This window comes from Streptomyces sp. NPDC087901 (assembly GCF_044742205.1).
Classification (GTDB): Bacteria; Actinomycetota; Actinomycetes; order Streptomycetales; family Streptomycetaceae; genus Streptomyces.
In genome coordinates this window covers 906,362-918,636 of sequence record NZ_JBIUUC010000001.1, presented here as the reverse complement: position 1 = coordinate 918,636, position 12,275 = coordinate 906,362, and the positions used below count along the sequence as shown (strand labels likewise).

9 protein-coding genes are annotated in these 12,275 nt (G+C 71.7%); 8 read left to right on the top strand and 1 reads right to left on the bottom strand.

The features are described from left to right. The first annotated feature begins 135 nt into the window (after window positions 1-135). The 7 genes from ACIOEW_RS04060 to ACIOEW_RS04030 all read left to right on the top strand — a co-directional run bounded on the left by ACIOEW_RS04060 (window position 136) and on the right by ACIOEW_RS04030 (window position 10,696). Window positions 136-1,689, top strand: coding sequence for a leucyl aminopeptidase (locus tag ACIOEW_RS04060; RefSeq protein WP_362555720.1), 1,554 nt, complete (start codon window positions 136-138; stop codon window positions 1,687-1,689). Between the two features lie 335 nt (window positions 1,690-2,024). Next, window positions 2,025-3,413, top strand: coding sequence for a dihydrolipoyl dehydrogenase (gene lpdA, locus ACIOEW_RS04055; RefSeq protein WP_351002598.1), 1,389 nt, complete (start codon window positions 2,025-2,027; stop codon window positions 3,411-3,413). Window positions 3,414-3,474: 61 nt separating this feature from the next. Continuing rightward, complete coding sequence (sucB, locus tag ACIOEW_RS04050; RefSeq protein ID WP_401961105.1) at window positions 3,475-5,262, top strand: 2-oxoglutarate dehydrogenase, E2 component, dihydrolipoamide succinyltransferase; 1,788 nt, start codon at window positions 3,475-3,477, stop codon at window positions 5,260-5,262. A gap of 147 nt (window positions 5,263-5,409) precedes the next feature. Further along, window positions 5,410-6,033, top strand: coding sequence for a GntR family transcriptional regulator (locus ACIOEW_RS04045; RefSeq protein ID WP_148017657.1), 624 nt, complete (start codon window positions 5,410-5,412; stop codon window positions 6,031-6,033). 269 nt (window positions 6,034-6,302) lie between these two features. Continuing rightward, window positions 6,303-8,972 (top strand): pyruvate dehydrogenase (acetyl-transferring), homodimeric type, encoded by a 2,670-nt coding sequence (gene aceE / locus ACIOEW_RS04040; protein WP_401961103.1) that lies wholly within the window; start codon window positions 6,303-6,305, stop codon window positions 8,970-8,972. A gap of 164 nt (window positions 8,973-9,136) precedes the next feature. Then, window positions 9,137-10,114: a YafY family protein gene (locus ACIOEW_RS04035; protein ID WP_362555714.1), complete on the top strand. Its 978-nt coding sequence runs from the start codon at window positions 9,137-9,139 to the stop codon at window positions 10,112-10,114. 60 nt (window positions 10,115-10,174) lie between these two features. Next, entirely contained in the window at window positions 10,175-10,696 is a 522-nt protein-coding gene (locus ACIOEW_RS04030; protein WP_401961102.1) for a DUF4240 domain-containing protein, read from the top strand. Window positions 10,697-10,718: 22 nt separating this feature from the next. Here the strand turns inward: ACIOEW_RS04030 and ACIOEW_RS04025 are convergent, their stop codons facing one another. Further along, the gene (locus ACIOEW_RS04025) at window positions 10,719-11,246 is read right to left on the bottom strand and encodes a GNAT family N-acetyltransferase (RefSeq protein ID WP_362555710.1); all 528 of its coding nucleotides are present in this window, start codon (window positions 11,244-11,246) and stop codon (window positions 10,719-10,721) included. Between the two features lie 51 nt (window positions 11,247-11,297). Here ACIOEW_RS04025 and ACIOEW_RS04020 point away from each other — a divergent pair, with 51 nt between their 5' ends. Next, on the top strand, window positions 11,298-12,197 hold the full coding sequence (locus tag ACIOEW_RS04020; RefSeq protein WP_401961100.1) for a TIGR01777 family oxidoreductase: 900 nt from the start codon (window positions 11,298-11,300) through the stop codon (window positions 12,195-12,197). Window positions 12,198-12,275 lie beyond the last annotated feature (78 nt).

The following is a 12,275-nucleotide window of genomic DNA, read 5'->3' as shown; positions in this document are numbered from 1 at the left end:
CGCCGCCGTAATCGGGCAGCAAAGGCGCGCGTAGGCTCATTCCCGGCACATCGCGGCGGCGTCTACGATGCGCCGGGCACGGTCGCCCCACCCCGCGACCGACAAAGAACTCAACGGAAGCGAGATTTCACCACCGTGACTGCTCTCACTCTCAGCACTGCCGGTGCGGCGACGCTGCGCGCCGACGCGCTCGTCGTCGGCGTCGCCAAGGACGCCGGCTCCAAGTCCGGTGACCTGGTCCTCGCACCGGGCTCCGAGGCCGTCGACAAGGCGTTCGGCGGGAAGCTCGCCGCCGTCCTTGCGACCCTGGGCGCCTCAGGTGCCGAGGGCGAACTGACCAAGCTCCCCGCGCCCGACGGCCTGAAGGTCCCGGTCGTCATCGCGGCCGGACTCGGCCCGGTCCCGGAGAAGGACGGCGCGTACGACGCCGAGGCGCTTCGCCGCGCCGCGGGCAGTGCCGCCCGCTCGCTCCACGGCTCGAAGAAGGCCGGCTTCGCACTGCCCATCGGCTCCGTCGAGGACGCCGAGGCCATCGCGGAGGGCGCGCTGCTGGGCGCGTACGCCTTCACCGCCTACCAGGGCGGCGAGAACAAGCTCGCTCCCAAGGGCGCCAAGGACAACGGCCCGAAGCTGCCGCTCGGCGAGATCGCCCTGCTGGGCGCCAAGCCGCGCGACAAGGCCTTCAAGGCCGCCGCCGAGCGCGCCGTCGCCGTCGCCGAGGAGATCAACCGCGCCCGCGACCTGGTCAACACCCCGCCGAACGACCTGTACCCCGAGTCCTTCGCCGCCGTGGCCACCGCCGCGGGCAAGGAGCACGGCATCAAGGTGCAGGTGCTCGACGAGAAGGCCCTCGTCAAGGGCGGCTACGGCGGCCTGCTGGGTGTCGGCCAGGGCTCGACCCACGGCCCGCGCCTGGTGAAGCTCGCCTACACGCACCCGAAGGCGGAGAAGACCCTGGCCCTTGTGGGCAAGGGCATCACCTACGACTCGGGCGGCATCTCGCTGAAGCCGGCCGGCCACAACGAGACGATGAAGTGCGACATGAGCGGCGCCGCCGCCGTGTTCGCGGCCGTCGTCTCGGCCGCCCGTCTGGGCCTGCGGGTCAACGTCACCGGCTGGCTCGCGCTCGCCGAGAACATGCCGTCGGGCAACGCCACCCGCCCCGGTGACGTGCTGCACATGTACAGCGGCAAGACCGTCGAGGTCCTCAACACGGACGCCGAGGGCCGGCTCGTCCTCGCCGACGCGCTGACCCGTGCCTCCGAGGAGAACCCGGACGCGATCGTCGACGTGGCGACCCTGACCGGCGCGATGGTGCTGGCCCTGGGCAACCGCACCTTCGGCATCATGGCGAACGACGACGCCTTCCGTACCTCGATCCACGAGATCGCCGAAGAGGTCGGCGAGGCCTCCTGGCCGATGCCGCTCCCGGCCGACCTGCGCAAGGGCATGGACTCCCCGACCGCCGACATCGCCAACATGGGCGAGCGGATGGGCGGCGGCCTGGTGGCCGGTCTGTTCCTGCAGGAGTTCGTGGGCGAAGGCATCGCCTGGGCGCACCTGGACATCGCGGGCCCGGCCTTCCACGAGGGCGCCCCGTACGGCTACACACCGAAGGGCGGCACCGGATCCGCGGTCCGCACCCTGGTGAAGCTGGCGGAGCGCACCGCGGCCGGAGACCTCGGCTGAGTTCGCACATGACGTACGGCCCCGGGCATAGGTCCGGGGCCGTACGTGTTCCCCTCACGGCACCGCGGCAGGGTCCGGGCGGTTTCGCTCTCGACGAAACTCGACGGAATCGACCTGTCCCTACGCAGCGGTAACCCACTGGGACGGACGATCATCCGTCTCAGACACGGGCCCCGCGTCCCGCCCACCGTCAACAAGTGCGAAGATGGGTTCTCGGCAGGACAGGGCCCCCACCACAGGGCCGAATGACAAAAGCGGCCGAACACCAGCCGACCGGCCGGTCACACCCCGATGACGGGGCCCGGCATCCGGCGCACATGCATGGAGGACGTGACGTGGCGAACGACGCCAGCACCGTTTTCGACCTAGTGATCCTCGGCGGTGGTAGCGGCGGTTATGCCGCGGCCCTGCGCGGAGCGCAGCTGGGCCTGGACGTCGCTCTGATCGAGAAGGGCAAGGTCGGCGGCACCTGCCTGCACAACGGCTGCATTCCCACGAAGGCCCTGCTGCACGCCGGCGAGATCGCCGACCAGGCACGCGAGGCCGGCCAGTTCGGCGTCAAGGCCACCTTCGAGGGCATCGACATCGAGGCCGTCCACAAGTACAAGGACGATGTGATCTCGGGCCTGTACAAGGGTCTGCAGGGTCTCATCGCCTCCCGCAAGGTGCACTACATCGAGGGTGAGGGACGTCTCTCCTCCGCCACCTCGGTGGATGTGAACGGCCAGCGCATCCAGGGCCGCCACGTGCTCCTGGCGACCGGCTCCGTGCCGAAGTCGCTCCCGGGCCTGGAGATCGACGGCAACCGCATCATCTCCTCGGACCACGCGCTGAAGCTGGACCGCGTCCCGAAGTCCGCCATCGTCCTGGGCGGCGGCGTCATCGGCGTCGAGTTCGCCTCGGCGTGGACGTCCTTCGGCACCGACGTCACGATCATCGAGGGCCTCAAGCACCTCGTGCCGGTCGAGGACGAGAACAGCTCGAAGCTTCTTGAGCGCGCGTTCCGCAAGCGCGGCATCAAGTTCAACCTCGGTACGTTCTTCCAGGGCGCCGAGTACACGCAGGACGGCGTCCGCGTGACCCTCGCCGACGGCAAGACCTTCGAGGCGGAGGTGCTGCTGGTCGCGATCGGCCGCGGCCCGGTCTCGCAGGGTCTCGGCTACGAGGAGGCCGGCGTCGCGATGGACCGCGGCTACGTCCTCGTCGACGAGTACATGCAGACGAACGTTCCGACGATCTCGGCCGTGGGCGACCTGGCCCCGACGCTCCAGCTCGCCCACGTCGGCTTCGCCGAGGGCATCCTGGTCGCCGAGCGGCTGGCCGGTCTCAAGACCGTCCCGATCGACTACGACGGTGTCCCCCGGGTGACGTACTGCCACCCCGAGGTCGCCTCCGTCGGCATCACCGAGGCCAAGGCCAAGGAGCTCTACGGCGCGGACAAGGTCGTCGCGCTGAAGTACAACCTCGCGGGCAACGGCAAGAGCAAGATCCTCAAGACCGCGGGCGAGATCAAGCTCGTCCAGGTCAAGGACGGTGCCGTGGTCGGCGTCCACATGGTCGGTGACCGTATGGGCGAGCAGGTCGGCGAAGCCCAGCTGATCTACAACTGGGAGGCGCTGCCGGCCGAGGTCGCGCAGCTCATCCACGCCCACCCGACCCAGAGCGAGGCGCTCGGCGAGGCCCACCTGGCCCTGGCCGGCAAGCCCCTGCACTCCCACGACTGATCCAGTCGACCGGGCGCGACGACCGACCACTTCCGCATTTTCGTTAGGAGCAACTGAAACCATGTCGGTTTCCGTAACCCTTCCGGCGCTCGGCGAGAGCGTCACCGAGGGCACTGTCACCCGCTGGCTGAAGGCCGAGGGCGAGCGCGTCGAGGCCGACGAGCCGCTGCTCGAGGTGTCGACCGACAAGGTCGACACCGAGATCCCGGCCCCCGCCTCCGGCATCCTGGCCTCCATCAAGGTCGCCGAGGACGAGACCGTCGAGGTCGGCGCCGAGCTGGCCGTCATCGACGACGGCACGGGCGCCCCCGCGGCCGCTGCGGCTCCGGCCGCCGAGCCCGAGGCCGCCCCGGCCCCGGCGCCGGCCGCCGAGGCCCCCGCCGCCGCTCCGGCCCCCGCGGCCGAGGCTCCGGCCGCCGCCCCCGCCGGTGGTGCCTCCGGCACCGACGTCACCCTTCCGGCGCTCGGCGAGAGCGTCACCGAGGGCACCGTCACCCGCTGGCTGAAGGAGGTCGGCGAGGAGGTCACCGAGGACGAGCCCCTCCTCGAGGTCTCCACGGACAAGGTCGACACCGAGATCCCGGCCCCGGTTTCCGGTGTGCTGCTGGAGATCGTCGTCGCCGAGGACGAGACCGCCGAGGTCGGCGCCAAGCTCGCCGTCATCGGTGCTCCCGGTGCCGCCCCGGCCGCTGCTCCGGCCGCAGCCGCTCCGGCTCCGGCCGCTGCCCCGGCCCCCGCCGCGGCTCCCGCTCCGGCAGCTCCCGCACCGGCCGCCCCGGCGCCGGCTCCGGTGGCTCCCGCCGCGCCCGCCGCCGCTCCGGCTCCGGCCGCTCCGGCACCCGCCGCCGCTGCTCCGGCTCCGGTCACCCCGGTGGCCCCGGCCGCTCCGGCCGCGACCTCCGGTGACGACGGCGCGTACGTCACGCCGCTGGTCCGCAAGCTCGCCGCCGAGAACGGCGTCGACCTGGGCGCGGTCAAGGGCACCGGCGTCGGTGGCCGTATCCGCAAGCAGGACGTAGTGGCCGCAGCCGCCGCCGCGGAGGCCGCCAAGGCCGCCGCTGCCGCCCCGGCGCCCGCCGCCGCTGCTCCGGCCGCCGCCTCCAAGGCGCCGAAGCTCGAGGTGTCCCCGCTGCGCGGTCAGACGGTCAAGATGACCCGCATGCGCAAGGTCATCGGCGACAACATGATGAAGGCGCTGCACTCGCAGGCCCAGCTGACCTCGGTCGTCGAGGTCGACGTCACCAAGCTGATGAAGCTGCGCAACAAGGCGAAGGACGGCTTCGCGGCCCGTGAGGGCGTCAAGCTCTCCCCGATGCCGTTCTACGTCAAGGCCGCCGCCCAGGCGCTGAAGGCCCACCCGGTCGTCAACGCCCGGATCAACGAGGACGAAGGCACGATCACGTACTTCGACTCGGAGAACATCGGCATCGCCGTGGACGCCGAGAAGGGCCTGATGACCCCGGTCATCAAGGGCGCGGGCGACCTCAACATCGCCGGCATCTCGAAGAAGACCGCCGAGCTGGCCGGCAAGGCCCGCGGTGGCGGCCTGACGCCGGACGACATGTCCGGTGCCACCTTCACCATCAGCAACACCGGCTCGCGCGGTGCGCTGTTCGACACCGTCATCGTGCCGCCGAACCAGGCAGCCATCCTGGGCATCGGCGCCACCGTCAAGCGTCCCGCGGTCATCGAGACCGAGGAGGGCACCGTCATCGGCGTCCGCGACATGACGTACCTCTCGCTCTCCTACGACCACCGTCTGGTGGACGGCGCTGACGCCGCCCGCTACCTGACCGCGGTCAAGGCGATCCTGGAGGCCGGTGAGTTCGAGGTCGAGCTCGGCCTCTGAACAACGCGGTTGTAACCAGCCTCACCAGCGGCGCCCCCGTCCGGAACACTCCCGGACGGGGGCGCCGCCGTATTGTCTAGACACCACCGGTCGCTCCGGCAGCCGAGTTGGTGCAGGCAGCACCGGTTTGCCCCGAAGGAGCCCCTCATGACCCCGCCCGTCGTCCACTCGCTGCGCGAACAGATCCGCGAGCACATCGTGGACGGGATCGTCAGCGGGCGCTGGAAGCCGGGCGAGCGGATCGTGGAGCGCCGGATCGCCACCGAGCTGGAGGTCAGCCAGACGCCCGTGCGCGAGGCGCTGAGGGAGCTGGAGACGCTGCGGCTGATCGAGTCGGCACCCAACAAGGGCGTCCGGGTCCGCAACCTCACCGCGGCCGACCTGGAGGAGAGCTACCCGGTACGGGCCGGCCTGGAGCAGATCGCCGCCGAGCTCGCGGCCCCGGGGCTCGGCGAGGACTGCTCGCTGCTCGCCCCGCATGTGACGGCCCTGTACGAGGCGGACCGGCTGGCCGACGGCGAGGCGCAGGTGCGCCACACGGTCGGGTTCCACCGGGAGATGGTCCGGGCGGCCGGCAACGCCGTTCTGCTGCACACCTGGGAGGGGCTGGGCATCGAGGTGTTCACGGCGCTCTCGATCCGCTGGCTGGGCACGGTGCAGAAGTCGTACGCGGAGGAGCACGAGGCGCTCATCGAGGCGTTCCTGCGGAAGGACCCGGACATCGGGGTGCTGGTCAAGGCCCATGTGCTCGGCTGCGCCCCGCGCGCCTGAGGTCGCCGCGCCGCGCGGTGCGCATGTGTCGTGAGGGGCGCTCGCCTGTGCAGGCGAGCGCCCCTTTTGTCTGATAGGTCCCGTCACTCCGTGCCCCATTTCGCGGCACCCCATGCCACTTTTCTCGATATCGAGAAGTTTTGCCTTTCATCCTTTGATCGATCATCGATCGGAGCCTTACAGTTCACTCCGCGGGCCCACCGGCCCCATCGCCCTGTCCTGCCAGTCAGGGACTTCTCCACCCCCCTCCTCACCGGAAGGCGGCGATCATGACCGACCCCGTAGGAAAGCTTCCGAGCGAGCTCGACCAGCTCCCGGACCGCGACCCGGAGGAGACCGCTGAATGGGCGGCCTCCCTGGATGCCGTCACCAAGGCCGCGGGCCCGCACCGTGCCGCGTATCTGATGCGGCGCTCGCTCCAGCACGCCGAGGGCGCCGGTCTCGCGCTGCCCAAGCTGCTGGAGACCGATTACGTCAACTCCATCCCCACCGCCGCGGAGCCCGCCTTCGACGGCGACCTGGAGATGGAATCGCGGATCACCGCGTGGAACCGCTGGAACGCGGCCGCGATGGTGACCCGTGGCTCCCGCTTCGGCGTCGGCGGTCACATCGCCACGTTCGCCTCGGCGGCCTGGCTGTACGAGACCGGCTTCAACCACTTCTTCCGCGGCAAGGAGGGGGACGGCTCCGGCGACCAGCTCTACATCCAGGGCCACGCCTCCCCCGGCATCTACGCCCGCGCCTTCCTCGACGGCCGGCTGAGCGAGCAGCAGCTCGACAACTTCCGCCAGGAGGCGGGCGGCGACGGTCTGCCGTCCTACCCGCACCCGCGGCGGCTGCCCTGGCTGTGGGAGTTCCCCACCGTGTCGATGGGCCTCGGCCCGCTGTCGGCGATCTACCAGGCGCGCTTCAACCGCTACCTGGCCAACCGCAACATCAAGGACACGTCGAACTCGCACGTCTGGGCCTTCCTGGGCGACGGCGAGATGGACGAGCCCGAGTCGACCGCTGCCCTCGCCCTCGCGGCGCGCGAGCAGCTCGACAACCTGACCTTCGTCATCAACTGCAACCTGCAGCGCCTCGACGGTCCGGTCCGCGCCAACTTCCGTGTGGTCCAGGAGCTGGAGGGCGCCTTCCGCGGCGCCGGCTGGAACGTCGTCAAGACGCTCTGGGGCACCGCCTGGGACGAGCTCTTCCAGCTCGACACCACGGGTGCGCTGGTGCGCCGGCTCCGTGAGGTCCCGGACGCGCAGTTCCAGACGTACGCCACCCGCGACGTCGCCTACATCCGCCAGCACTTCTTCGGCACCGAGCCCGCGCTCGCCGAGCTGGCGAAGCTGCTCACCGACGCGAAGATCGCCGAGTGTTTCCACACCTCGCGCGGCGGCCACGAGGCCCGCAAGGTGTACGCGGCGTACCGGGCGGCACTTGCGCACAAGGGTGCGCCGACGGTGATCCTGGCGCAGACGGTGAAGGGCTACACGCTCGGCCCTGGCTTCGAGTCGCGCAACGCCAACCACCAGATGAAGAAGCTGGACGGCAGGCAGTTCCGCGCCATGCGCGACCTGCTGGAGCTGCCGATCCCGGACGCGAAACTGGACGAGGGCCTGGTGCCCTACGGCCACCCGGGCGCCGACTCCCCCGAGGTCCGTTACCTCCAGGAGCGCCGTGCCGCCCTCGGCGGCCCCGCCCCGGCCCGCCGGGTGCACGCGGTGGCGCTGCCCGCGCCCGAGGAGCGCGCGTTCGCCGCACTGAAGAAGGGCTCCGGCAAGCAGGAGCTGGCCACCACGATGGCGTTCGTCCGTCTGGCCAAGGACCTGATGCGGGACAAGGAGACCGGCAAGCGCTGGGTTCCGATCGTCCCCGACGAGGCCCGCACCTTCGGCATGGAGGCGCTGTTCCCGTCGGCCGGCATCTACTCGCCGCTGGGCCAGACGTACGACCCGGTCGACCGCGACCAGCTGATGTACTACAAGGAAGCCAAGGACGGCCAGGTCCTCAACGAGGGCATCACCGAGGCCGGCGCCATGGCCGACTTCATCGCCGCTTCCACGTCGTACGCGACGCACGGCGAGCCGATGATCCCGTTCTACATCTTCTACTCGATGTTCGGCTGGCAGCGTACGGGCGACCAGTTCTGGCAGCTCGGCGACCAGCTCGGCCGCGGCTTCGTGGTCGGCGCCACGGCGGGCCGTACGACGCTGACGGGCGAGGGCCTCCAGCACGCGGACGGCCACTCGCACCTGATCGCGTCCACGAACCCGGCGTCGCTCAACTACGACCCCGCGTTCGCGTACGAGATCGCGGTGATCGTCCAGGACGGTCTGCGCCGGATGTACGGCCCCGAGGCCGAGAACGTCTTCTACTACCTGACGGTCTACAACGAGCCGAAGCCGCAGCCCGCGATGCCGGAAGGCATCGAGGAGGGCATCCTCAAGGGCCTCTACCGCTTCAAGGAGGGCACGCCCGCGAAGGCGGACGCGCCGCGCCTGCAGCTGATGGCCTCGGGTACGGCGATCCACTGGGCCCTGGAGGCCCAGGAGCTGCTGGCCGCGGACTGGGGTGTCACGGCCGACGTCTGGTCCGCCACCTCGTGGGGCGAGCTGCGCCGGGACGCGCTGGAGTGCGACGAGGCGCTGCTCCGCGGGGAACTGCGGGTGCCGTACGTGACCCAGGCGCTGGAAGGCGCACCGGGCCCGGTCCTCGCGGTCAGCGACTGGATGCGCCAGGTACCGGACCAGATCAGCCAGTGGGTGGAGCAGGACTGGACCTCGCTCGGCACGGACGGCTTCGGCCTCTCCGACACCCGTGACGCGGCCCGCCGCCACTTCGGCGTCGACCCGCAGTCGATCACGGTCGCGGCCCTGGCCCAGCTGGTCCGCCGCGGCGAGCTGCCCGCGTCGGCGGTCAAGGAAGCCCGCGAGCGCTACGGGCTCTGACGGCCCCGGAGGACGGGGCGCGGGCCCGCCCCGCTCCCCGTCCTCCGTACGCGTCCGCCCCGCTCCGGCACAGGCTTTGTACTCGATCGGGCCCGGCCGGTGCTTGAGGCCGCACCGGTCGGGCCCGAGCCACACGCGCCCCCGGCCGCGGCCACAATGGCCGCATGCGTGCTGCCCGGCTCATCAGAATGGTGCTGCTTCTGCAGTCCCGCCCCGCCATGACCGCCGCCGAGCTCGCCCAGGAGCTGGAGGTGTCCGAGCGGACCATCACCCGGGACGCCCAGGCGCTCTCCGAGGCCGGGGTCCCGGTCTACGCGGACCGGGGACGGGCGGGCGGGTACCGGCTCGTCGGCGGCTACCGCACACGGCTCACCGGTCTCGCCCGTGACGAGGCCGAGGCGCTCTTCCTGTCCGGCCTGCCCTCCGCGCTGCGCGAGATGGGCCTGGAGGACGCGGCGTCCGCCGCCCGGCTGAAGGTGTCGGCGGCCCTCCTCCCGTCCCTGCGGGACGCCTCCGCCAGCGCCTCCCAGCGCTTCCACCTGGACGCACCCGGCTGGTACCAGGAACCGGCCACCCCCGCGCTCCTGCCCGTCGTGGCCGAGGCCGTGTGGGACGACCGCACGGTCCGCGCCCGCTACCGCAGGGCCGGCCGGGACGCCGAGGTGGACCGCGAACTGGCACCGTACGGGCTCGTCCTGAAGGCCGGGGTCTGGTATCTCTGCGCCCGCGCGGGAGACGACTTCCGGGTGTACCGGATCGACCGCTTCACGGCGATGACCGTGTCGGACACCCGGTTCGTCCGGGACGAGAGCTTCGATCTGCCCGCGTTCTGGGACGAGCGCTCGGCCGGGTTCGCCCGGTCGATCCTGCGGACCGAGGTGACGCTGCGGCTCTCGGAGACAGCCGTCCGCCGGCTGCCGCACGCGGTGGACCGCGTCGCCGCCCGGGACGCCCTGGACGCGGCCGGTCCGCCCGGCCCCGACGGATGGGTCACGGTCACGCTGCCGGTCGAGTCCCTGGATGTCGCGTACGGTCAGCTGCTTTCCCTGGGACCGGAGTTGGAGGTCCTGGAGCCGGCCGCCCTGCGCAGCAGGTTCGCGGCGGCCGCCGAAGCGCTTCACGCGCTCTACGTGAGGCCGTAAGGCTTCATTTCGGCGTCTCCGCGTGCATCGGCAGTCTCCGGGGCAGATGCTGGACCCGTGATGGACGAGACGGAATTCTGGGAGATCGTCGACAGCACCCGCGAGGCCGCCGACGGCGACCCCGAGGACCATGCCGACCTGCTCGTCGAACGGCTGGTGCAGCTCGATCCCGATTCCGTGCTGGACTTCGCCCGGCACTTCGAGGCCCGCTACAACCGGGCGTACCGCTGGGACCTGTGGGCGGCCGCCAGTGTGCTGCTCGGCGGGGCGAGCGACGACGCCTTCGACTACTTCCGCTGCTGGCTGATCGGCCAGGGCCGGGAGGTCTTCGAGGGCGCTGTGCACGATCCGGACAGCCTGGCCGAACTCCTCGACGACTTCGACGAGGAGCTGGACGGCGACGCGGAGGAGCTGGGTTACGCCGCCGACGAGGCGTACGAGCAGCTCACCGGGGTGGTCGCGCCGGATCTCGGGCTGCCGCCCCAGGCCTCCGAGCCGGAGGGCACCCCGTTCGACTTCGAGGACGACGCGGTCCTGGAGGCGCGAATGCCCGCACTGTGGCAGCGGTTCGGCGCCGGGTGAGGCGCGGCCGTCCGGGTCCCGGTCACGGGCTGAGCGGCCGGCCCATCATCACATCGTCCACGTAACGCCCGCCGAGGAAGAACTCGCCTGGCAGGACGCCCTCGACGGTGAACCCCTGCGCCTCGTACAGCGCACGGGCGGGCGCGTTGTGACTCAGCACCCGCAGGGTGATCCGGTTCGCCCCCTGACGGCGCGCCGCCAGGCACGCCGCGCCTATCAGCGTGCGGCCCAGGCCCCGCCCCCGCGCCCAGCCGGCCACGGCGAGGCCCTGTATCTGCCGGACGTGCGCGTTGCAGGCCAGCGGCGTGGGCGGCACGACGCGGACGTACCCGGCGACGACCGTCTCGCCCGCCGCGTTCACCGCATCGGCCACCAGGACGTCCTGCGGCCGGTGCCGGTCGTCGAAGAACGGCTCGTACGGCGGCTGCGGGCGCGGCTGCACGGCGTGCAGCGTCGACCAGGTGCTGCGGTCGAGCTCTCCGAGGGCGGGGCCGTCGTCGAGGACGGCGGAGCGGACGAGGGGTACGGAACGGTCGAAGGACTCAGCCATGGGCGTCACTGTGCCACGCGTCGTCGGCGGCATATGGGGCAGGATGGCCCCATGTCGCACTCCCGTATCGCTGTCACCGGATCGACCGGACTCATCGGAGCGGCGCTGGTGCGCTCGCTGCGGGCCGACGGGCACGAGGTGGTCCGGCTGGTCCGGCGCCCTGCACGGACGGGCGACGAGGTGGAGTGGGACCCCAAGCGGGGTTACGTGGACGTGGCGGGGCTGGTGGGCTGTGATGCCGTCGTCCATCTCGCCGGGGCCGGGGTCGGCGACCACCGCTGGACCGAGGCGTACAAGCGGGAGATCCGGGACAGCCGGGTGCTGGGCACGGCCGCGGTCGCGGAGGCCGTCGCCTCGCTGGACGTGCCGCCGAAGGTGCTGCTGTCCGGGTCCGCGATCGGCTTCTACGGGGACACCGGGGACCGTGCGGTCGACGAGGGCGCACCGCCCGGCGACGGTTTCCTGCCGTCGGTGTGCGTGGAGTGGGAGCAAGCCACGGCCGCCGCGGAGGAGGCCGGGGTGCGGACCGTGCACGCGCGCACCGGACTGGTCGTCGCCCGGGAGGGCGGCGCCTGGGGGCGGCTCTTCCCGCTGTTCCGCGCGGGGCTCGGCGGCCGGCTCGGCAACGGGCGGCAGTACTGGAGCTTCATCGCGCTGCACGACCACATCGCGGCGCTGCGGCACGTCCTGGACACCCCGGAGCTGTCGGGAGCGGTGAATCTGACCGGGCCGGACCCGGTCACCAACGGCGAGGTGACAGCGGCGATGGGCCGGGTCCTTCGTCGGCCCACCCTGTTCACCGCTCCCGCACCGGCGCTGCGGATCGCCCTGGGCGACTTCGCCGAGGACGTGCTGGGGAGTCAGCGGGTGCTGCCCGGGCGGCTGCTGGACTCGGGATTCGCCTTCGCGTTCCCCGGGATCGACGCCGCCGTCCGGGCGGCTCTGCGCTGATCCCGCACCCCAGGAGCCGCGCTCCGTCGCCGGATTCAGACGGACGCGCGACCCCGTGCACCGGTGCCCCGGCCCGCG

Bases quoted from the DNA above. Each gene is read 5' to 3' on its own strand.
- sucB (WP_401961105.1), top strand. From the start codon at position 3,475: ATGTCGGTTTCCGTAACCCTTCCGGCGCTCGGCGAGAGCGTCACCGAG.
- ACIOEW_RS04045 (WP_148017657.1), top strand. From the start codon at position 5,410: ATGACCCCGCCCGTCGTCCACTCGCTGCGCGAACAGATCCGCGAGCAC.
- aceE (WP_401961103.1), top strand. From the start codon at position 6,303: ATGACCGACCCCGTAGGAAAGCTTCCGAGCGAGCTCGACCAGCTCCCG.
- ACIOEW_RS04035 (WP_362555714.1), top strand. From the start codon at position 9,137: ATGCGTGCTGCCCGGCTCATCAGAATGGTGCTGCTTCTGCAGTCCCGC.
- ACIOEW_RS04030 (WP_401961102.1), top strand. From the start codon at position 10,175: ATGGACGAGACGGAATTCTGGGAGATCGTCGACAGCACCCGCGAGGCC.
- ACIOEW_RS04025 (WP_362555710.1), bottom strand. From the start codon at position 11,246: ATGGCTGAGTCCTTCGACCGTTCCGTACCCCTCGTCCGCTCCGCCGTC.
- ACIOEW_RS04020 (WP_401961100.1), top strand. From the start codon at position 11,298: ATGTCGCACTCCCGTATCGCTGTCACCGGATCGACCGGACTCATCGGA.